General features: G+C 74.0%; 19 protein-coding genes. 15 read left to right on the top strand and 4 right to left on the bottom strand.

All coding sequences use genetic code 11. The features are described from left to right. Positions 1-51: 51 nt before the first annotated feature. The 10 genes from sufD (at position 52) to OG617_RS03920 (ending at position 9,539) form a co-directional block, all read left to right on the top strand. On the top strand, positions 52-1,194 hold the full coding sequence (gene sufD, locus OG617_RS03965; protein WP_405098752.1) for a Fe-S cluster assembly protein SufD: 1,143 nt from the start codon (positions 52-54) through the stop codon (positions 1,192-1,194). Beyond that, entirely contained in the window at positions 1,194-1,538 is a 345-nt protein-coding gene (locus OG617_RS03960; protein WP_405098750.1) for a non-heme iron oxygenase ferredoxin subunit, read from the top strand. Before sufD ends, OG617_RS03960 begins: the two co-directional genes overlap by 1 nt. Beyond that, positions 1,538-2,311: a Fe-S cluster assembly ATPase SufC gene (gene sufC / locus OG617_RS03955; RefSeq protein WP_405098748.1), complete on the top strand. Its 774-nt coding sequence runs from the start codon at positions 1,538-1,540 to the stop codon at positions 2,309-2,311. The genes OG617_RS03960 and sufC overlap by 1 nt, the downstream gene beginning before the upstream one ends. Positions 2,312-2,331: 20 nt before the next feature. After that, positions 2,332-3,636 (top strand): cysteine desulfurase, encoded by a 1,305-nt coding sequence (locus tag OG617_RS03950; protein ID WP_405098746.1) that lies wholly within the window; start codon positions 2,332-2,334, stop codon positions 3,634-3,636. After that, positions 3,636-4,109, top strand: a complete 474-nt coding sequence (gene sufU, locus OG617_RS03945; RefSeq protein ID WP_405098744.1) for a Fe-S cluster assembly sulfur transfer protein SufU — start codon at positions 3,636-3,638, stop codon at positions 4,107-4,109. Before OG617_RS03950 ends, sufU begins: the two co-directional genes overlap by 1 nt. Positions 4,110-4,185: 76 nt before the next feature. Then, entirely contained in the window at positions 4,186-4,626 is a 441-nt protein-coding gene (locus OG617_RS03940) for a metal-sulfur cluster assembly factor (protein WP_405098742.1), read from the top strand. Positions 4,627-5,322: 696 nt separating this feature from the next. Next, positions 5,323-5,949, top strand: a complete 627-nt coding sequence (locus OG617_RS03935) for a LysE family transporter (RefSeq protein ID WP_405098740.1) — start codon at positions 5,323-5,325, stop codon at positions 5,947-5,949. Between the two features lie 84 nt (positions 5,950-6,033). Next, positions 6,034-6,693 carry an acVLRF1 family peptidyl-tRNA hydrolase gene (locus tag OG617_RS03930; protein ID WP_396682044.1) on the top strand — a complete coding sequence of 220 codons (660 nt, stop codon included), beginning with the start codon at positions 6,034-6,036 and terminating at the stop codon, positions 6,691-6,693. A gap of 58 nt (positions 6,694-6,751) precedes the next feature. After that, positions 6,752-8,077 (top strand): helix-turn-helix domain-containing protein, encoded by a 1,326-nt coding sequence (locus tag OG617_RS03925; protein WP_405098738.1) that lies wholly within the window; start codon positions 6,752-6,754, stop codon positions 8,075-8,077. A 145-nt stretch (positions 8,078-8,222) separates the two neighbouring features. Beyond that, positions 8,223-9,539 (top strand): helix-turn-helix domain-containing protein, encoded by a 1,317-nt coding sequence (locus OG617_RS03920; RefSeq protein WP_405098736.1) that lies wholly within the window; start codon positions 8,223-8,225, stop codon positions 9,537-9,539. A 98-nt stretch (positions 9,540-9,637) separates the two neighbouring features. On the opposite strand, the gene OG617_RS03915 is transcribed toward OG617_RS03920, so the two are convergent. Both OG617_RS03915 and OG617_RS03910 read right to left on the bottom strand, forming a co-directional pair. Beyond that, positions 9,638-10,480: a carbohydrate-binding protein gene (locus OG617_RS03915; protein WP_405098734.1), complete on the bottom strand. Its 843-nt coding sequence runs from the start codon at positions 10,478-10,480 to the stop codon at positions 9,638-9,640. A gap of 78 nt (positions 10,481-10,558) precedes the next feature. Further along, positions 10,559-11,518 (bottom strand): helix-turn-helix domain-containing protein, encoded by a 960-nt coding sequence (locus OG617_RS03910; protein WP_405098732.1) that lies wholly within the window; start codon positions 11,516-11,518, stop codon positions 10,559-10,561. 192 nt (positions 11,519-11,710) lie between these two features. Between OG617_RS03910 and OG617_RS03905 the strand changes: the two genes are divergently transcribed. Continuing rightward, positions 11,711-13,048, top strand: a complete 1,338-nt coding sequence (locus tag OG617_RS03905) for a carbohydrate-binding protein (protein WP_405098730.1) — start codon at positions 11,711-11,713, stop codon at positions 13,046-13,048. Between the two features lie 86 nt (positions 13,049-13,134). Here OG617_RS03905 and OG617_RS03900 read toward each other — a convergent pair whose 3' ends face one another. Next, positions 13,135-14,055 (bottom strand): neutral zinc metallopeptidase, encoded by a 921-nt coding sequence (locus OG617_RS03900; RefSeq protein WP_405104097.1) that lies wholly within the window; start codon positions 14,053-14,055, stop codon positions 13,135-13,137. A gap of 246 nt (positions 14,056-14,301) precedes the next feature. Here OG617_RS03900 and OG617_RS03895 point away from each other — a divergent pair, with 246 nt between their 5' ends. Beyond that, positions 14,302-15,906, top strand: a complete 1,605-nt coding sequence (locus tag OG617_RS03895) for an ABC-F family ATP-binding cassette domain-containing protein (protein WP_396682055.1) — start codon at positions 14,302-14,304, stop codon at positions 15,904-15,906. A gap of 100 nt (positions 15,907-16,006) precedes the next feature. Here the strand turns inward: OG617_RS03895 and OG617_RS03890 are convergent, their stop codons facing one another. Beyond that, positions 16,007-16,600, bottom strand: coding sequence for a cadmium resistance transporter (locus OG617_RS03890; RefSeq protein ID WP_405098728.1), 594 nt, complete (start codon positions 16,598-16,600; stop codon positions 16,007-16,009). A 210-nt stretch (positions 16,601-16,810) separates the two neighbouring features. Here OG617_RS03890 and OG617_RS03885 point away from each other — a divergent pair, with 210 nt between their 5' ends. The 3 genes from OG617_RS03885 (at position 16,811) to OG617_RS03875 (ending at position 19,983) form a co-directional block, all read left to right on the top strand. After that, positions 16,811-17,038, top strand: coding sequence for a helix-turn-helix domain-containing protein (locus OG617_RS03885; RefSeq protein ID WP_007462679.1), 228 nt, complete (start codon positions 16,811-16,813; stop codon positions 17,036-17,038). Positions 17,039-17,084: 46 nt separating this feature from the next. Further along, positions 17,085-17,852, top strand: a complete 768-nt coding sequence (locus tag OG617_RS03880; RefSeq protein WP_405098723.1) for an enoyl-CoA hydratase/isomerase family protein — start codon at positions 17,085-17,087, stop codon at positions 17,850-17,852. Between the two features lie 151 nt (positions 17,853-18,003). Beyond that, positions 18,004-19,983, top strand: a complete 1,980-nt coding sequence (locus OG617_RS03875; protein ID WP_405098721.1) for an ABC transporter ATP-binding protein — start codon at positions 18,004-18,006, stop codon at positions 19,981-19,983. The last annotated feature ends 4 nt before the right edge of the window (positions 19,984-19,987 follow it).

Below are 19,987 nucleotides of genomic sequence, written 5' to 3'. Positions count from 1 at the left end.
GCCCGTCCACCCGTCCCAGACACCGTCGTCGCAGAACACACCAAGGAAGAGATGACTACCCAGGCTTCCGCGCCGCCCAGCACCAAGTCGCAGGCGCTCCGCTCGTACGACGTCGCCGACTTCCCGGCCCTCACCGGCCTGGAGGAGGAGTGGCGCTTCACCCCGCTCAAGCGGCTGCGCGGGCTGGTCGGCGAGGCCCAGGCCGCGACCGGCGCGGTCCGGCACGAGTACGGCGACCTGCCCTCCGGCGTCACCGTCTCCCCGATCGGCAAGGACGACCCCCGGGTGGGCAGCGTGCTCACCCCGGTCGACCGGGTCAGCGCGCTGGCGTACGGCGGTGCCGGCGAGGCGCTGCTGGTGGAGGTCGCCCGCGACGCGGTGGTCGGCGAACCGGTGGGCCTGCGGGTGGTCGGCGACGGCGCCGATCACCTGGCGTTCGGGCACACCTTCATCGACGTGGGCCGGTTCGCCGAGGTGACCCTGGTGCTGGAGCACGTCGGCTCGGCGACCCTCGCCGACAACGTCGAGGTGTCCGTGGCCGACGGCGCGAAGCTGACCCTGGTCACCGTGGCCGACTGGGCTGCCGACGCGGTGCAGGCCCAGCACCTGAGGGTGAAGCTCGGCCGGGACGCCAAGGTGGTGCACATCCAGGTCAGCCTCGGCGGCGACCTGGTCCGGCAGTACACCTCGGTGGAGTACACCGGCCGGGGCGGCGAGGCCGAGCTGTACGGCGTCTACTTCGCCGACGGCGGCCAGCACCTGGAGCACCGCCAGCTCGTCGACCACAACGTGCCGGACTGCCGCAGCTACGTCGGCTACCGGGGCGCGTTGCAGGGCGCGGACGCACACACGGTCTGGGTGGGCGACGTGCTGATCCGGGCCGGGGCGACCGGCACCGACACGTACGAGATCAACCGGAACCTGCTGCTCAGCGACGGCGCCCGGGCCGACTCCGTGCCGAACCTGGAGATCGAGACCGGCGAGATCGCCGGCGCCGGGCACGCCAGCGCGACCGGCCGCTTCGACGACGAGCAGCTGTTCTACCTGATGGCCCGGGGCATCCCGGAGGACGAGGCCCGCCGCCTGGTGGTCCGCGGCTTCTTCGCCGAGCTGATCAACAAGATCCCGGTCGAGGAGCTGCGCGTGCGGCTCGGCGACGCGATCGAGGCCCGGCTGGCCACGGCGGGCGCCTGATGATCCGAATCTGTGCCACCGAGGACGTGCCGAAGGGCACGGTGATCAGCGCTGACGTCGACGGCACGCCGGTCGCCCTCGTGCACGGCGAGGACGACCGGTTCTACGCCGTGCACGACGAGTGCTCGCACGCCGCGGTCGCCCTCTCCGAGGGCGAGGTCGAGGGGTGCACGCTGGAATGCTGGCTGCACGGCTCCCGTTTCGACCTGCGTACCGGTGAGCCGACCGGCCTGCCCGCCACCGAACCCGTTCCCGTCTACGCCGTCGAGATCCGCGACGGCGACATCTACCTTCCCGTGGGCGCCGACGGCCGCCCGATGCCGAGCAATGGAGTGACCCGATAATGAGCACCCTGGAGATCCGCGACCTGAAGGTGTCGGTCAAGCTGCCCGAGGGTCAGCTCAAGCCGATCCTTGACGGGGTAGACCTGACGGTTGGTTCGGGTCAGACCCACGCCATCATGGGCCCGAACGGCTCCGGCAAGTCCACCCTGGCGTACTCCATCGCCGGTCACCCGAAGTACGAGATCACCGGCGGCTCGGTGACCCTGGACGGCGAGGACGTGCTCGCCATGTCCGTCGACGAGCGGGCCCGCGCCGGGCTCTTCCTCGCCATGCAGTACCCGGTCGAGGTGCCCGGCGTCTCGGTGGCCAACTTCCTGCGTACCGCCAAGACCGCGATCGACGGTACGGCGCCGAAGCTGCGCACCTGGGGCGGCGAGCTGCGCGGCGCGATGGAGCGCCTCCAGATGGACCCGGCGTTCGCCCAGCGCAACGTCAACGAGGGCTTCTCCGGCGGCGAGAAGAAGCGGCACGAGATCGTGCAGCTCGAGCTGCTCAAGCCGAAGATCGCGATCCTCGACGAGACCGACTCCGGCCTCGACGTCGACGCGCTGCGGGTGGTCAGCGAGGGCGTGAACCGGGTCCGCGACACCGGCGACACCGGCCTGCTGCTGATCACCCACTACACGCGCATCCTGCGCTACATCAAGCCGGACTTCGTGCACGTCTTCGTCGCCGGTCGGATCGTCGAGCAGGGCGGCCCGGAGCTGGCCGACAAGCTCGAGGCCGAGGGCTACGAGCGGTACGCCGCCGGGGCCGGCTCGGCGGGGGCCTGAGGAAGGGGCCGGTCACGCAGATGACCACCATCACGATCCCCGAGGGGATGCCGCAGTTCGACGACGTGCCGCGCTTCGACGTGGCGGCGGTGCGCGCGGACTTCCCGATTCTCGACCGGGAGGTCAACGGGCACCCGCTGGTCTACCTCGACAGCGCGAACACCTCGCACAAGCCGCGCCAGGTGCTCGACGTGCTCACCGAGCACTACGCGAGGCACAACGCCAACGTGTCCCGCTCGGTGCACACGCTGGGCACCGAGGCGACCGAGGCGTACGACGGCGCGCGGGCGAAGCTCGCCGCGTTCGTCAACGCGCCGAGCGTGGACGAGGTGGTGTTCACCAAGAACTCCACCGAGGCGATCAACATCGTGGCGTACGCGTTCTCCAACGCCTCGCCGCGTGCCGACGCCGACCCCCGCTTCCGGCTCGGCCCCGGCGACGAGATCGTGATCTCCGAGATGGAGCATCACTCGAACATCGTCCCGTGGCAGTTGCTGGCCGAGCGCACCGGCGCGACCCTGCGCTGGTTCCCGGTCACCGACCAGGGGCGACTGGACGAGTCGGGGCTGGACGACCTGGTGACCGAGCGGACGAAGATCGTCTCGCTGGTGCACATGTCGAACATTCTCGGCACCGTCAACGCCACCTCCCGGATCACCGCGCGGGTCCGCGAGGTGGGGGCGCTGCTGCTGCTCGACTGCTCGCAGTCGGTGCCGCACCTGCCGATCGACGTGGTCGACCTCGACGCCGACTTCATCGTCTTCACCGGGCACAAGATGTGCGGCCCCACCGGCGTCGGCGTGCTCTGGGGCCGGGGCGAGCTGCTCGCGGCGATGCCCCCGGTGTTCGGCGGCGGCTCGATGATCGAGACGGTCACCATGGCCCGGTCGACGTTCGCCGCCCCGCCGACCCGGTTCGAGGCGGGCACTCCGCCGATCGCCGGGGCCGTGGCGCTCGGCGCGGCGGTGGACTACCTCACCGGGATCGGTATGCGGGCGATCCAGTGGCACGAGAAGGAGCTGACGGCGTACGCGCTGGACGCCCTCGCCACCGTGCCCGACCTGCGGATCTTCGGGCCGACCGTGCCGGTGGGCCGGGGCGGGACGATCTCGTTCGCGCTCGGCGACATCCACCCGCACGACGTGGGTCAGGTGCTCGACTCGCTCGGCGTGCAGGTGCGCGTCGGCCACCACTGCGCCAAGCCGGTGTGCACCCGGTTCGGCGTGCCGGCCATGACGCGGGCCTCGTTCTACCTGTACACCACCACCGAGGAGATCGACGCCCTGGTGGGCGGTCTGGAGCAGGTGCGGAAGGTGTTCGACTGATGCAGCTCGACCAGCTCTACCAGGAGATCATCCTGGACCACTACAAGCGCCCGCACGGTCGTGGCCTGCGCGACGCCGAGGACCCGGCCGACCAGGTCGCCGAGGCGCACCACGTCAACCCGACCTGCGGTGACGAGGTGACCGTCCGGGTCGCCACCGACGGCGACGTGCTGCACGACATCTCGTACGACGGCATGGGCTGCTCGATCAGCCAGGCGTCGGCGAGCGTGCTGCACGAGCTGCTGCGTGGTCGGGGTGCGGGTGAGGCGTTCGCGGTGCACGAGGCGTTCGTCGAGTTGATGTCCGGCCGTGGCCAGGTCACGCCGGACGAGGACGTGCTCGGTGACGGGGTGGCGTTCGCGGGTGTCGCGCGCTACCCCGCCCGGGTCAAGTGCGCGTTGCTGCCGTGGATGGCGTTCAAGGACGCCGCGGCACGCGCCGGGGTGGGCGTGAGCCCGGAGGTGAAGGCATGAGCGAGCGTCAGCGAGCGAATCATCGGCACAGTGCCGGCACAGCTCATGCCGGTGCCGAGCGAAGCGAGGGGACGGCATGAGCAGCGAGGAAACCCCCACCACGCCGGAGGCCGGCGCCGTGGCGACCGACAGCGCGGTCCCGCCCACCGAGGGCGCGGCCACGCCGGCGGCCAACGGTGCGGCGACCAACGGCAAGGCCGCCGTCGCCGACGTCGAGGAGGCGATGAAGGACGTCGTCGACCCTGAGCTGGGCATCAACGTGGTCGACCTCGGCCTGGTGTACGGCGTCCACGTCGACGACGACAACGTCGCGACCCTGGACATGACGCTGACCTCGGCGGCCTGCCCGCTGACCGACGTGATCGAGGACCAGACCCGGCAGGCGCTGACCACCGGCCCCGGCGGGGGACTGGTCGACGACATCCGGATCAACTGGGTCTGGCTGCCCCCGTGGGGTCCTGACAAGATCACCGACGAGGGGCGCGACCAGCTCCGTTCCCTCGGCTTCAACGTCTGACACCGGCCCGCACCACGCATCGCGCCGCGAGCGTCTCCCCGTCCAGGGGGACGCTCGCGGCGTTTTCTTCGTCCGGCCCGCCTGCTCCGCGATGCCGCCCCGGCGGCCCCACCTACTTGCAGCCCGCCCGGGTTAACCGCTCTGCCGCCCGACTGGCCGCCTGACCCGCCCCAGCACCACCGCGTCCACCGGCAGGCCCGCCCGGCATCCCGCCCGCCTGGCATCCCGGCACCCGGGCATCCCGCCCGCCTGGCCTGCTGGCTTCTGACATGCCGGGGCTCAGATCGCGCCACCCCGTGCCCCACGGTCGTCGACCTGCGGGCCACACCTGCTAAAGCTCCCTTTGCTCTGCTGCCCCCCATGCAACGCACGCGGAGAGTGACGCCCCCTGCTGTCCGCTCGTGCTGGCCCGCGACGTGAAGCAGCTGCTCAGTGCTGATGTTGCGCTGACGGCAGCAGAGCAAAGGGGGCGAGTCCATATCGATGCCCGAAGCGGCGGGATGACGTAGCGTGACCGTGCAAGGGCGGTGCCGCCAGGGGCGTGGGGTCCAGGAAATCGCTCGCGAGCCGAAGGGCCTGGGCCGATGATGAGGCCATGATCGAGGCGTACCCGCAGCAGGTCTTTGTCCGCGCGGCTGACACCGCGCCCCGACAGCGGACCTCGCCCGGTGGCGTCTCGACCCGTCGCAGACCGTCGTGACCGGGGCGTTCCTCGCTGGCCTGGTGGCCGGCTACGGCGTCGCCGTGCCCGTCGGCGCGATCGCCGTGCTGATCCTGGGGCTCAGCGCGCGGACGTCGTTCCGGGTCGGCGCCGCCGCCGCGCTCGGCGTGGCGACCGCCGACGGTCTCTACGCCGCCGTCGCCGTGCTCGGTGGGGCAGCGGTCGCCGATCTGGTGACCCCGATCGCCGGGCCGCTGCGGCTGGTGGCAGCGGCCGTGCTGCTCGTCCTCGCCGGGCACACCGCGTGGCGGGCGCTGCGCCCGCGCCCCACGCCCGCCGGTGCGGGCGGCGGCCGGGGCCTCGGCACCCCGGGGCGGGCCTTCGCCGGGGTGCTGACGCTGACCCTGCTCAACCCGGCGACGGTGGTCTACTTCGTGGCGCTCGTGCTCGGCCGCGGCGAGGCGGCCGGCCCGGACCGCCCGGCCGCCGCCCTCTTCGTGGCCGGAGCGTTCCTCGCCTCGGCGAGCTGGCAGTTGCTGATCGCGGGCGGTGGCACACTGGTCGGCCGGGCGCTGACCGGGCCCCGGGGCCGGCTGGTGACCGCCCTGGTCTCCAGCGCGATCATCGGGGCGCTCGCGGTCGTCATGCTGCTCGCGCGCTGACCGGGGCCGCCCGGCCGAACGCGTGCCTCGACCGGAACCGGATGCCGCTCCCTGCGCGGCCCGGTCGTGCCGTACGGTCGGGCGGTGACCAGTCGACCCGCAGCAGGCGGCGGCCGGTGGGTCGAGGTCGACCCGGCCCGCGTCGCCCGCTGGGTCGAGGGCTTCGCCGACCGGCACGGCCCGCCGACCACCACCCCCCGGGAGTACGGCCTGCTGCTCGCCGCCCCGGACGGGGCGACCGCCGAGCTGCACACCCCGCCGGGCGTACCCCCGGCCCTCGACCTTGCCGGGTTCGTGGCCGCCGTCGCCGCGCCGCGCCGGATCGGGCTGCTGCTCGCCCGCAAGGGCGCGGTGGCGGTCGGCATCGCCGAGGGCGGCGACATCGTGGTGTCCAAGGTCGACACTCGGTACGTGCAGGGGCGCACCGCCGCCGGCGGCTGGTCCCAGCAGCGCTTCGCCCGCCGCCGGGACAACCAGGCGAAGGCGGCGCTGGGCGACGCGGTCGAGCTGGCCGTCCGGCTGCTGCTGCCCGAGGCCGCCACGCTCACCGCCCTGGTCGGCGGGGGCGATCGGCGGGCGGTGGACACCGTGCTGGCGGACCGGCGGCTGGCCCCGCTGGCCGCGCTGCGCGCCGACCGGCTGCTCGACGTGCCGGAGCCCCGGCACGCGGTGCTGGTCTCCGCAGTGGACGCGGCCCGCGCCGTGCGGGTCTTGGTCCGGGATCCCGGGCCGGCCGCCCCCTGACCGATCGACGGGCGTGCCCGGGCCACTAGGCTGGCGGTAGCGCGCGAAGGGGGTCGGGATGGAGGCGACGGACGGCGTCGCCGGCGGTGGCGGCCCGGGCGGTGAGCGTCTCGGTGACCGGATCCGCCGCCTGCGCACCGCCCGGGGGCTGACCCAGCAGCAGGTCGCCGTGCCCCGGTACACCCGGGCGTTCCTCGGCGCGATCGAGTCCGGCACCCGTACCCCCAGCCCGGAGGCGCTGACTCACGTCGCCGACCGGCTCGGGCTGCCGGTCGACGACCTGCGCCACGGGCGGCCGGCCGACGCGGCGGCCCGGCTGGCCGGGGAGCTGGCGGCGGCCCGGCGGGCCCTGTCGGCCGGCGACCTCGACGACGCCGACCGCGCGCTCGCCGACATCGGTCGCCGGGCCGACGACTACCACCTGCCGGAGCTGGGCGGCTGGGCGCGGTACTACGCGGCGGAGGTGGACCTGCACCGGGGCCGGGCCCCGGCCGCCGCGGCGGGCTACGCGCGGCTGGCGGCGCAGCCGCCGGCCGACTGCCCCGCGCTGCGCGCGGCGGTGCTCGCCCGGCAGTCCTACTGCCTCCTCGTCGACGGGGACGCCCCCCGCGCGGTGGCCGTCCTGGAGGACGGGCTACGGGAGCTGCGGGCCTCGGCACCGGTGGACCCCGACGCGGAGCTGCGGCTGACCAACGCGTTGATGTACACGTTCCTGGAGTTGAGCTGGCGGCACCGGGCCCGCCGGCTGGAGCGGGACGCGCTGCCGCTGCTGAGCCGGGCCACCCGGGGAGAGTGGGTGGCCCAGTTCTACGCCGTCGCGGGCCAGCTTCGGCGCGACGGCGAGCTGGACGAGGCCGACCGCTACCTGCGCGAGGCGGTCCGTCGCTACGCCGAGCTGGGACTCACCCGGGAGATCGCGCTGTGCCACTGGGCCCGGGGGTACGTACTGCGCCGGGCCGGCCGGCCCGGCGAGGCCGGACCGGAGTTGCGCAGGGCCCGGGAGATGCTCGGCGCGGTCGGTGCCGTGCTCGACCACGCGGGGGCGACCCTGGAACTGGCCGAGTCCCGCCGCCGGGAGGGCGCGCTGGACGAGGCGGCGGAGCTGGCCGGAGAGGCAGCCCGGACGGCGGCCGAGTGCCGGCACCGGGAGCTGATGGCGGAGGCCGACCTCGTGCTCGGCCTGGTGCGCGCGGGCCGGGGCGCCAGCGCGGACGCCCGCCGGTTGCTGTCCCGGGCGGCCGACCGGTACGAGCAGGCCGGGCTGATGGGGGAGGTCGTCGTCGCCTGCCGGCACCTCGGCGACTCGCTGCTCGCCGAGGGGGACCGCCCGGGGGCGGCCGAGGTGCTGCGCCGGGGCCTGCGCGCGGCGGAGCGACTGACGTGAGCGCCCGACACGCGGCGCGGCACGGCGGGGCGGACGACGTGGGGGTCCGGCGCGCGGCGCGGCGCGGCGGAGCGACTGACGGGAACGCGCGGCGCGGCGGGGCGGCTGACGCGGGCGGCCGGCGCGGCGCGGCGGGGCGGCGGTAATGACGCAGCGGCGGGACCAGGTGGGTGCCCGCCTCCAGCGGCTGCGCGCCGCGCGGGGGCTCACCCAGCGCGCCCTGGCCGAGCCGCGCTACACCGCGGCCTACGTCTCCGCCGTGGAGGGCGGCCGGCGCACCCCCTCTGCCGACGCTGTCGCCCACTTCGCCGAGCGCCTCGGAGTCACCCCGGTCGACCTGACCACCGGCCGTTCCCCGGCCGAGGTGGTGCGCCTGCACCTGCGGCTGGTCGAGGCCGACTGCGCCGGGCCGGACGATCCCGCCGGGGCGGGCGCGGGCTACCGGGAGGTGATCTCGGTCGCCGCGCCGCTGGACGCCCCGGTCCTGGTCGCCCGGGCCCGGCTCGGCCTCGCCGGCCTCGCCCTGCGGCGGGGGGACACCGGCGAGGCGGCGGCGCAGCTCGACCGGGCCGAGGAGCTGTTGACGGAGGCTGCGCCACACGTCCGCGCCGAGGCGACCGCCGTCCGCGCGGTGCTGGTGGGCCGCGGTGGCGACCTCCGGTACGCGACGTACCTGCTGGCGTCGGCCCGGGACGGGCTGGTGCGGGACGGCTATCCGGATCCCGCCGCGCTGCTGACCCTGCACGCGGAGCTGGCGGTCTGCCATCTCCAGCTCGACGACGAGCCGGCGGCGGCGGAGGCGGCGGCGCGGGCCCTGGCCCTGGCGGTGCTGGCCGAGCCGGCCCGGGTGGCCGGGCTGCACCTGGCGGTGGCGGGCAGCCTGCTGGCGGGGGGCCGCACGGCGGAGGCGGCCACGGCGGCGGAGCAGGCCCGGCAGGCAGCCCGGCAGGCCATGCTGGACGTGCAGTTGGCGTCGTGCCACCGGGCGCGTGGGCGCGGCCGGTGGGCCGCCGGGGACGTCCCGGGCGCGTTGGCGGACCTCACCACCGCGTACGACGCGCTGCGCGCCGCCGGCCAGCCGGGGCTGGCCGGGGACGCCGCGGTCGAGTTGGCCGAGGCGTACCGGGTGCTCGGGCGGCCGGCGACGGCGGACGCGCTGGTGGGGGAGGTGCTGGCCAGGGGTGGCGAGGGTCCCGGCGCCGCCCGCGCGGCGCGGGTGCGCGGACTGCTCCGCGCGGACGCCGGCGATCGGCCCGGGGCGGAGCGCTACCTGCGGGCGGCGGTCGAGGGGTTCCGCGCCGCCGGCCGGCGGCGCGAGCTGGCGGGCACCGTGCTGGCGCTGGCCGACCACCTCGCCTCCGCCGGCCGCCCCGACGAGGCGTTGGACCTGATGCGTGAGGGGTTGCGCGCGGTGGAGCGGCTCGGCGAGCGCCCGCCTTCGGCGGTGCGCCCGGCCACCTGACGCCCACCGGCCGTCCCGCCCCGGCCGCCCGTCCGTTGTTGCCGGGTGTGCGGACCGTCCGCCGGCACCGCCCAGGCCACGACAGCCTGGTCGGCCGCTCAGTCGCGGGCCCAGAGCGCCGGCGTGTTCGGCGGTTCCCAGCCCGCCTGGGCGGTGTGCGCCTGGAGGCAGCGGTAACCGGAGCCGCCGAACGTCACCCGGTCGCCGGCCCGGTACGTGGTCCCGGTCGCCCAGGTGCCCGACGGCGGCGGGGTGCCGGTGGGGCTGGCGGTGGGGGAGGGGGTCTGCGACACGTTGAGCACGAAGTCGAAGGTGGCCTCCCGGCCGCCGTCCACCGCGCGCACGGTCATCAGCAGGGCCGGGTTGAACAGCGAGTCGGTGTTGTTACGGGGCTCGCCGGGGAAGTAGAGCTGGGTGGTGAGCACCGGCCGGCCCGGGGCCTGGACCTTGACGTGGATGTGCCGGGTCCGGCCGGGGTAGAGGCCCGGCACGATCGTGGTCAGCCGGTACGCGCCGGACGCGTCGGCGAACTGGTGCCCGCGCAGCCGGTAGCCGGCGTTGTCGTAGCCGCCGTTGGCGTCGGCCTGCCAGAAGTCGAGCAGCACGTTGGGGATCGTCTGGCAGCCCAGCCCGAAGACGTAGCCGCTGAGGGTCAGTCGGGTGCCGACCGTGCCGGCCTCGATCAGGGAGGTGCGGCGTGGCGAGTTGGGCTTGAAGTAGGGGCCCTCGATCTGCGCCGGCGTCGGGTCGTCGCCGTCGTCGCACATCGGGGTGGGCGTCAGCACCGGGCCGGCGGGGTCGCCGGCCGTCGCCAGCGCCCGCGCCGCACCGCCGAGGAGCAGCGGGGCGGGCAGGGTGAGGGCCACGGCCCTCAGCACGGTCTTGCGGGTGACACCGCTGGTGTCGCGGGGCTCGTCCGCGCCGGTGGATGCGCCGGTCATGGCAGCTCCTTGTCGCTCGGTGGTGACCTTCCGAGCCGACCCGGTCGGGCCGACCGCTGCCACCGACCCTAGGAAGAGCTATCCGTTGACGTCGATGTGTTTGGTGCCTGGGTCGTGGTGTTTTCCGCCGTGCCGGCGGAAGTCGCCGGGGGTGTCGCCGACCTCGCGGCGGAAGAACCGGCAGAAGTAGGCGGCATCGGCGAAGCCCAGCCGGGCGGCGACCCGGGCCACGGTGAGGTCGGTCTGCACCAGCAGCCGCTTCGCCTCCAGCACCCGGGCCCGGCGGATGAGCTGGGCCGGGGTGGCGCCGGTGACCCGGGGGACCGCCTCGTTGAGGTGCCGCACCGAGACGCCGAGGCGGCGCGCGTAGGCGTGGGCCGGTTCGCCGAGCAGGGCCGGCTCGGCGAGCAGCTCGTCGAAGCGGCGGGCCACCGTCTCGGCCCGGCCCGCGTGTGCCGGGGAGTCGCCGTACGGGTGGGCCGCCGGTCCGGCCGGCGTCGAGCGGCTCACCTCGACGACGAGGATGTGCAGGTACGCCCGCAGCACGCTGCGGCAGCCCGGCTCGGCCCGGCGCCGCTCCCCGGCCATCCGTTCCAGCACTGACCGGATCCGGGCGGCGTGCGCGGCGTCGCGTGGGTGCCACGAGCGGTGGCCCGAGCGGTGCAGCGCGTCCCGGTCGCCCGGGTCGGCCAGCAGGAACTCGGGGGCGCACAGTACGACGTGCCCCCGCAGGTCGTCCGCGTCGCGCCAGTGGTGCACCTGGCCGGGGGTGACGAGGAAGAGCTGGGGCGGCCGGACGGCGTACGCGACGAGGTCGACGACGTGGGTGGCGTGCCCGTGGGTCACGTACGCCAGCTCGTAGAAGGTGTGCCGGTGCGGGAAGCCGGCGCGGGACAGCGGCCCGATCTCGGCGAAGGAGCCGACGGCGAACGGGAGTTCGTCGGGCGCGGGGACGTCCAGCTCGTGCCGGGGCAGAGCCGGCGGCGGGCCGGGGGCTGCCTGGCGGCGGGCCGGGCGGGGGCGGGACGAGGCGGACAACGGCCACTCCAGGCGGTCGCGGCAGTCGGATGCGGCCGATCGGGGAACGTATTGACGCATCCGCATACGTCACTTACCGTACTGGCAACAGAGTTAACAACAAAAGTTGGCTCGCCGGTAGCGCGGCGGGTGGGCGGTCCACCACGCCCGCCGCCCACCCGGTCCCTCCCCCCGTTCCGCGAGGAGATCCCCATGCGCCGACGATCCGCCACCATGGCCGCCGCCCTCCTGGGCGCCGCCGCCACGGTGCTCACCCTCACCCTGGCCGCGCAGGCAGACCCCGGTGCCGGTCCGGCCCTCGGCGGCCCGGCCGGCGTCGCCGCCCCCGACGGAATCGCGCCGGAGATGTTCGCCGCGCTCCAGCGGGACCTGCGGCTGAACCCGGAGCAGGCCCGCGCCCGGCTCGACACCGACGCCCGGGCCGGCCGGGTCCAGCAGGTGCTGCGGGCCACCCTCGGTAGCCGCTACGGGGGCGCCTGGGTGGCGCCCGACGGCGCCGCCGTGACCGTCGGCGTCACCACCGCCGACGACGCCGCGACGGTGCGTGGTCTCGGCGCGGTTCCGGCGCGGGTGCGGCACGGCGAGCGGGTCCTGGCGGCGGTGGTGGACCAGCTGGACCGGAGGGCCGGCGACGCCCCCGACGGGGTGGCCGGCTGGTACGCCGACCTGCCCACGAACAGCGTCGTGGTGCTGGCCCGCCCCGGCGGCGGCGCCGCGGCCGAGGCGTTCGCCGCCGGCGCGCCGGCCGGCACGGTCCGGGTCCAGGCCACCACGGAGGACCCCCGGCCGTACGCCGACGTGATCGGCGGCAACGCGTACTACATCGGCAGCAGCCGCTGCTCGATTGGCTTCTCCGTGCAGGGCGGGTTCGTCACCGCTGGGCACTGCGGCCGCGTGGGCGCCCGGACCTCCCAGCCGGGCGGCACGTTCCGGGGCTCCACCTTCCCCGGCCGGGACTACGCCTGGGTGCAGGTGGACGCCGGAAACACCCCGCGCGGGCTGGTGAACACCTACAGCGGCGGCACGGTCGCCGTGGCCGGCAGCACCGAGGCCGCCGTCGGCGCGGCGGTCTGCCGGTCCGGGTCCACCACCGGCTGGCGCTGCGGCACCATCCAGCAGAAGAACGCCTCCGTCACCTACCCCGAGGGCACCGTCTCCGGGCTGACCCGCAGCAACGCCTGCGCCGAACCGGGTGACTCCGGCGGCTCCTGGCTGGCCGGCAGCCAGGCCCAGGGGGTCACCTCCGGCGGCTCGGGCAACTGCACCAGCGGCGGCACCATGTACTTCCAGCCGGTGAACCCGATCCTGGCCGCGTACGGGCTGAGCCTGATCACCTCCGGCCCGGGGCCGGATCCGACGCCCACCGCGACCGGCACTCCGCCGGGCGGCACGACCTGGCAGGCGGGCACCGGGTACGCCGCCGGGGCGACGGTGACCTACGCCGGCCAGTCGTACCGGTGCCTACAGGGGCACACGGCCCAGGTGGGCTGGGAGCCGCCGAACGTCCCCGCCCTGTGGCAGCAGGTCTGAGCCCTCCCGGAGGACGGGACGGGCCCGGTCGCCGAGGTGGTGACCGGGCCCGTCCCGTCGTGTCGCGGGGGTGCCGGGGCGGCGGGTCAGAGGCTGCCGCTGAAGGTGTCGCAGGACTTCGGGTCGCCGGTGTCGTACCCCTTGGTGAACCACTGCCTGCGCTGCTCGGACGTGCCGTGAGTGAACTCGTCGGGGTTCACCGGGCGGCCGGAGCGCTGCTGGATCGCGTCGTCGCCGATCTTCTCGGCGGTGTCGATCGCCTGTTGGATGTCCTGCTCGGTGATGCTGGTGAAGATCTTCTGGCCCTTCTCGTCGGCGGTGCCGGTGGCGTTCTTGGCCCACGCGCCGGCGTAGCAGTCGGCCTGGAGCTCCAGCTTCACCGACAGCGCGTTGGCGCTGTCCGGGTCGCGCTGCTGCTGACGGCGCATCTGCGCCTCGGTGCCGAGCAGGTCCTGCACGTGGTGGCCGTACTCGTGGGCCAGCACGTACGGCTGGGCGAACTCGCCCTTCGCGCCGAGCTGGTCGGCGAGCTGCTGGTAGAAGGTCAGGTCGATGTAGACCAGGTCGTCGGCGGGGCAGTAGAACGGCCCGACGCCGGAGTCGGCCTGGCCGCAGCCGGTGTTGACGCCCTGGCTGAAGAAGACGGTCTTCGAGGCCTGGTACTGCTCGCCGAATACCTCCGGCAGCGCGGTACGCCAGTACGCCTGGATCGAGTTGACGTAGAGGGTGTTGCGGCAGTCGAGCTGCTTCAGGGCGTCCTCGGCCGAGCACTTCTGCGCGAGCGAGGTGTTGTCGCCCTGCTCGGTGCCGTCGCCTCCGCCGGTCATCGCGTTCAGGCCGAAGCCGCCACCGACCAGGGCGACCAGCACCGCGACGATGATGCCGACGATGCCGCCGCGCCCACCGCCGAGCGGGATGGGGATGCCACCCAGGCCGCCGCCTCCCCCGGACCCCCGCCGATCGTCCACCTGACTGGTGTCGACCCGCGCGTTCTCGTTCAGCTCCATGTTGACCCCGATCACCGATTCATCACGTTTGGTGGTTGCGGTACCGGACCGGGTCCGGACGGCATTCTCGGTACCCGATGATCTTGATCGGTAACCGTGGCGGCGTCGTCGGGGACGCCCGGTACAATTGCGGCGTGCTGCTCTGCGAAGGCTGAACCGCCCCGCGCCGACGGGAACCACCGACCCGCCGGCGCTTTCGCGTGCCCATGAGTCAGCCCTTCCAGACCTCGAGAGCGAGCCCCTCACATGATCACTGCCACCGGCCTGGAACTGCGCGCCGGCGCCCGGATCCTGCTGTCCGACACCACCCTGCGGGTGCAGCCCGGCGACCGCATCGGCCTGGTCGGCCGCAACGGCGCAGGCAAGACCACCACGCTGAAGGTGCTCGCGGGGGAGGGGCAGCCGTACGCCGGGCAGATCGATCGGCGCAGCGCCGTCGGCTACCTGCCCCAGGACCCCCGTACCGGTGACCTGGAGGTCACCGGCCGGGACCGGGTGCTCTCCGCCCGTGGCCTGGACGTGCTGATGGCCCAGATGCAGGAGGTCGAGGCCAAGCTCGCCGACAGCGTCGAAGACAAGCTGGTCCGCCGCTACGGCGCCCTGGAGGACCAGTTCGCCGCCCTCGGCGGGTACGCGGCCGAGGCCGAGGCCGCCCGGATCTGCGCCAACCTCGGCCTGCCCGACCGGGCCCTCGCGCAGACCATCGGCACCCTCTCCGGCGGTCAGCGCCGCCGCATCGAGCTCGCCCGGATCCTGTTCCGCGACGCCGGGGAGAACGGCGGCGGCATCCTGCTGCTCGACGAGCCGACCAACCACCTCGACGCCGACTCGATCACCTGGCTGCGCGGCTTCCTCGCCAACCACAAGGGCGGGCTGATCGTGATCTCCCACGACGGCGCGCTGCTGGAGTCGGTGGTCAACAAGGTCTGGTTCCTCGACGCCACCCGTTCCGTGGTCGACGTCTACAACCTGGGCTGGAAGGCGTACCTGGAGGCGCGGGAGACCGACGAGCGGCGCCGCCGCCGGGAGCGGGCCAACGCCGAGAAGAAGGCCGGCGCGCTGATGGCCCAGGCCGACAAGATGCGGGCCAAGGCCACCAAGACCGTCGCCGCGCAGAACATGGCCCGCCGGGCCGAGAAGCTGATCTCCGGGCTGGAGGAGGTCCGGGTCTCCGACCGGGTGGCCAAGGTCCGCTTCCCGAATCCCGCGTCGTGCGGCAAGACGCCGCTCACCGCGTCCGGGCTGTCCAAGTCGTACGGCTCGCTGGAGATCTTCACCGACGTCAACGTGGCGGTCGACCGGGGCTCCCGGGTGGCCATCCTCGGCCTCAACGGCGCCGGCAAGACCACCCTGCTGCGGATGCTCGGCGGCCTGCTCAAGCCGGACACCGGCGAGGTGCACGCCGGGCACGGGCTGCGGCTGGGCTACTACGCCCAGGAGCACGAGACCCTGGACGTGAACCGGACGGTGCTGGAGAACATGCGCGCCGCCTCCACCGAGCAGACCGACACCGAGCTGCGGAAGATCCTCGGCGCGTTCCTGTTCTCCGGCGAGGACGTGGACAAGCCGGCCGGGGTGCTCTCCGGTGGGGAGAAGACCCGGCTGGCCCTGTCCACCCTCGTCTGCTCCGGCGCCAACGTGCTGTTGCTCGACGAGCCGACGAACAACCTCGACCCGGTCAGCCGGGAACAGGTGCTCGACGCCATCGCCAACTACCCGGGGGCGATCGTGCTGGTCACCCACGACCCCGGCGCGGTGCTGGCGCTCAAGCCGGACCGGGCGATCCTGCTCCCCGACGGCGACGAGGACGCCTGGAGCGACGACCTGCTCGAACTGGTCGAGCTGGCCTGAGCCCGCCCGCCGCGTCGATCGCGGAGCCGGGGTGGGCGGAAAGCGACTTCATGCACCTTTCGCGAAGCGCCGTACTCCATGATCCTCGGCGGGGCGAGGGTCAGGTGGTCAGGTGGGTCAGTACGCCGGAGCTGACCAGGATCACCACGCCGATCGCGACGAAGACGGCCGGGACCAGCCAGTGGCCGGCCCGGCCGACCAGCCGGACCACCGCCGGGTGGCCGCCGAGGCCGGCGGCGACCGCGCACCACAGCCCGACCAGCGCCACGAACACCAGCAGCCAGACCAGTCCGTCGATCGGGTCGAGGGCGCGGAACACCGGCACGTACACGGCGATGTTGTCGGCGCCGTTGGCGATCGTCACCCCGGTCACGCCCAGCAGCCCACCGACCACGGCCGGCGGCTCGGCGTCGTCGCGCCGGGCCAGCAGGGCGCGCACGCCGAGCGCGATCGGCAGCAGGCCGAGCAGGCCGGTCCACGGGTCGGGCACCACGAGCAGCCCGGCGGCGACCACCACGGCGGCGGCGACCAGCGCGCCGATGCCCAGGTACTGGCCGCCGACGATGTGCCATGGCCGGGGCCTCCCGGTGCTCCGGGCGGCCACGAAGAGCACGGTCAGCACGATGACGTCGTCGATGTTGGTGGCGGCGAACACCAGCGCCGCGGCGGCCGCGGTCGCGATCAGGTCGGTCACGCGAGGCAGGGTACGGCCGCCGCGCCCGCCCCGCCCCCGCACGCCGTCGCGGGGCACCCTCAGCCGGCGACCACCGTCACCCTATCGGTTAACCGACACTGCATAGCGTGTCGGTTGGCGAATAGTTGATATCTGGCGCATGATCGTTCGAGGCGGTCTAATAGGTGGGACCGTATCCGAACCGCACAGTCTGGGACGTGAGGAATCAGCATGGCAGCCACTGGCACAGCCACCAGCACTGAGAAGGGTCGCCGGATCGTCGGAGCCGAGCGTCAGACGCTCGCCAAGGACCTGGTAAAGCGGTACACCTCGGGGGAGAGCATCCGCGCGCTCGCGGCCTCCACCGGGCGTTCCTACGGGTTCATCCATCGGGTGCTCACCGAGTCCGGCGTCCAGCTGCGTCAGCGCGGCGGTGCCCGGCGTCGCAAGAAGGCGTGACCCGCCCACCGACGTCGTCCACCAGCGCCGACCCCCGGGCCGCCCGGTGACCCCCGGCGCGGTCGGGGTACGACTCGACTGCGACGGGCCGGTCGCGACGGTCACGTTGTGCCGGCCCGACGTGCTCAACGCCCAGACCCCGGCGATGTGGCGCGCGATGAGCGACTTCTCCCGGGACCTGCCCGGCGATGTGCGGGTCGTCGTCGTGCGCGGCGAGGGGCGGGCGTTCTCCGCCGGCCTCGACCTGTCGGTGGCCGGAGCCTCCGGCCCGGGCTCCTTCGCCGAGCTGGCCACCCTGCCCGAGCAGGAGTGCGCCGATCGGATCGCGGAGTTCCAGGGCGGCTTCACCTGGCTGCACCGGCCGGACGTGATCTCGGTGGCGGCCGTGCAGGGGCACGCCATCGGTGCCGGCCTCCAGCTCGCGCTCGCCTGTGACCTGCGGGTGCTGGCCGCCGACGCCAAACTCTCCATGGCCGAGGTGACCCTGGGCCTCGTCCCCGACCTGGCCGGCACCAGGCGGCTGGTCGAGCTGGTCGGATACGCCCGCGCCCTGGAGATCTGCGCCACCGGCCGGCGGATGGACGCCACCGAAGCCGACCGGCTCGGGCTGGCCACCCTGGTGGTGCCGAACGCCGAGCTGGACGCCGCCGTGCGCGACCTCACCGCCGGTCTGCTCGCCAACGACCGGAACGCCGTGGTGGAGATCAAGGCGCTGCTCGCCGGTGCCGCCGGCCGGTCCCATGCCGAACAGCAGCGGGCCGAACGCGAGGCCCAGACCCGTCGCCTCCGCGACCTCGCCGGCCGAGGCGACTAGCCGCGCCGGGCAGGGCGGAACGGTCTCGCTGGGGCGAACCCGGACGGTGAGGACTGTCCGGGAAGAACCGGGTTGCGGCCGAGGTTGTCGTAGCCGTCGGGAGAATCGACCCGACGGCACGATTCCGCCCACGACCCGGAGGTGACGCGCGATGTCTGATGGCGGCATGGGCGGCTGGAACATGATTCGGTCGATGCGCAACCGGGACGAGGTCTCCGCCCACCGGCTCAAGCGCGGCACCGCCCGGCGGATCATCGAGTTCGCCCGGCCCTACCAGCGGGACATGGTCGTCTTCCTGGTCACCGTGGTGATCGCCGCGGTGATCGGCGTCGCCACCCCGGTGCTCGCCGGTGACGTGATCAACGCGATCAGCCGCAGTGGCCCGGACGCCGGGCCGACCGTGGTCCGGCTGGCCCTGGTCATCGCCGCCCTGGCGGTCGCCGACGCGCTCTTCTCGCTGGCCCAGCGGTGGTACTCGGCCCGGATCGGGGAGGGGATCATCCTCGACCTGCGGACCCGGGTCTACGACCATGTCCAGCGGATGCCGCTGCAGTTCTTCACCCGCACCCAGACCGGCGCGTTGGTCAGCCGGCTCAACAACGACGTGATGGGGGCCCAGCGGGCGTTCACCTCCACCCTCTCCGGGGTGGTCAGCAACGTCATCCAGCTGGTGCTCACCGCCGCGGTGATGCTGACCCTCTCCTGGCAGATCACCGTGCTGTCGCTGATCCTGCTGCCGATCTTCATCATCCCGGCCCGCCGGGTCGGCCGGCGGCTGGCCGACATCACCCGCGAGTCGTACGACCTCAACGCCAAGATGAGCGCCACGATGACCGAGCGGTTCGGAGTGGCCGGGGCGCTGCTGGTCAAGCTGTTCGGCTCGCCCGACGTGGAGGCGCGCCGGTTCGCCGGCCGGGCCGAGCGGGTCCGCGACATCGGCATCCAGTCCGCCATGTACTCCCGGACGTTCTTCGTGGCGATGTTGCTGGTCGCCTCGCTGGCCCAGGCGCTCACCTACGGCCTCGGCGGCTGGCTCGCGGTCGCCGGCAGCGTCAGCGCCGGCACGGTGGTGACAATGGCGCTGCTGCTCACCCGCCTCTACGGCCCGCTGACCGCGCTGTCCAACGTCCGGGTGGACGTGATGAGCGCGCTGGTCTCCTTCGACCGGGTCTTCGAGGTGCTCGACCTGCGCCCCGGCATCGAGGAGAAGTCGAATGCCGTCGCGGTGCCGCGCGGCAACGGCCGGGTCGAGTTCCACGACGTCCGGTTCCGCTACCCGAGCGCCGCCGAGGTGTCGCTGGCCTCCCTGGAGGAGGTCACCACGCTGGACCGCACCGTCAACGAGCCGGTGCTCAAGGGCGTCTCGTTCGCCGTCGAGCCGGGCCAGATGGTGGCCCTGGTCGGCCCGTCCGGCGCCGGCAAGTCCACCCTGTCCATGCTGATCTCCCGGATCTACGACGTCAGCGACGGCCAGGTGCTGGTCGGCGGGGTCGACGTCCGGGACGCCACGCTCGCCTCGCTGCGCGACGAGATCGGCGTGGTCACCCAGGACTCCCACCTGTTCCACGAGACGATCGCCGAGAACCTGCGCTACGCCAGGCCGGGCGCCACCGACGACGAGATCTGGGCTGCCCTCGCGGGGGCGCAGGTCGCCGATCTGGTCCGGTCGCTGCCCGACGGGCTGGAGACCACCGTCGGCGAGCGGGGGTACCGCTTCTCCGGCGGCGAGAAGCAGCGCATCGCGATCGCCCGGCTGCTGCTCAAGGCCCCGTCGATCGTGATCCTCGACGAGGCGACCGCGCACCTTGACTCGGAGAGCGAGGCGGCGGTGCAGCGGGCCCTGTCGGTGGCGCTGGCCGGGCGTACCGCACTGGTGATCGCGCACCGGTTCTCCACCGTCCGGGACGCCGACCAGATCCTGGTCCTCGACGAGGGGCGGATCGTCGAGCGGGGCCGGCACGAGGAGCTGGTCGCCGTCGGCGGGCTCTACGCCGAGCTGTACCGCACCCAGTTCGCGTTGGCCGAGTCGCCCGCGCCGTACGTGGACGCGACCGGGCGGGAGACGGTGATCACCGTGCCGATGGCCAACTACGTCGCCGACGAGGCGATGCCCCCCGCCGCCGCCAACTGACCGA

This window comes from Micromonospora sp. NBC_01412 (assembly GCF_045040215.1).
GTDB lineage: Bacteria > Actinomycetota > Actinomycetes > Mycobacteriales > Micromonosporaceae > Micromonospora > Micromonospora rubida.
Note: the sequence above shows the minus strand (reverse complement) of the source record. Positions and strands in the feature narration are given on the sequence as shown.

Excerpts from the sequence above, each read along its gene's own strand:
- sufD (WP_405098752.1), top strand. The coding sequence starts at position 52 with ATGACTACCCAGGCTTCCGCGCCGCCCAGCACCAAGTCGCAGGCGCTC.
- OG617_RS03960 (WP_405098750.1), top strand. The coding sequence starts at position 1,194 with ATGATCCGAATCTGTGCCACCGAGGACGTGCCGAAGGGCACGGTGATC.
- sufC (WP_405098748.1), top strand. The coding sequence starts at position 1,538 with ATGAGCACCCTGGAGATCCGCGACCTGAAGGTGTCGGTCAAGCTGCCC.
- OG617_RS03950 (WP_405098746.1), top strand. The coding sequence starts at position 2,332 with ATGACCACCATCACGATCCCCGAGGGGATGCCGCAGTTCGACGACGTG.
- sufU (WP_405098744.1), top strand. The coding sequence starts at position 3,636 with ATGCAGCTCGACCAGCTCTACCAGGAGATCATCCTGGACCACTACAAG.
- OG617_RS03940 (WP_405098742.1), top strand. The coding sequence starts at position 4,186 with ATGAGCAGCGAGGAAACCCCCACCACGCCGGAGGCCGGCGCCGTGGCG.
- OG617_RS03925 (WP_405098738.1), top strand. The coding sequence starts at position 6,752 with ATGGAGGCGACGGACGGCGTCGCCGGCGGTGGCGGCCCGGGCGGTGAG.
- OG617_RS03920 (WP_405098736.1), top strand. The coding sequence starts at position 8,223 with ATGACGCAGCGGCGGGACCAGGTGGGTGCCCGCCTCCAGCGGCTGCGC.
- OG617_RS03915 (WP_405098734.1), bottom strand. The coding sequence starts at position 10,480 with ATGACCGGCGCATCCACCGGCGCGGACGAGCCCCGCGACACCAGCGGT.
- OG617_RS03905 (WP_405098730.1), top strand. The coding sequence starts at position 11,711 with ATGCGCCGACGATCCGCCACCATGGCCGCCGCCCTCCTGGGCGCCGCC.
- OG617_RS03900 (WP_405104097.1), bottom strand. The coding sequence starts at position 14,055 with ATGGAGCTGAACGAGAACGCGCGGGTCGACACCAGTCAGGTGGACGAT.
- OG617_RS03895 (WP_396682055.1), top strand. The coding sequence starts at position 14,302 with ATGATCACTGCCACCGGCCTGGAACTGCGCGCCGGCGCCCGGATCCTG.
- OG617_RS03885 (WP_007462679.1), top strand. The coding sequence starts at position 16,811 with ATGGCAGCCACTGGCACAGCCACCAGCACTGAGAAGGGTCGCCGGATC.
- OG617_RS03875 (WP_405098721.1), top strand. The coding sequence starts at position 18,004 with ATGTCTGATGGCGGCATGGGCGGCTGGAACATGATTCGGTCGATGCGC.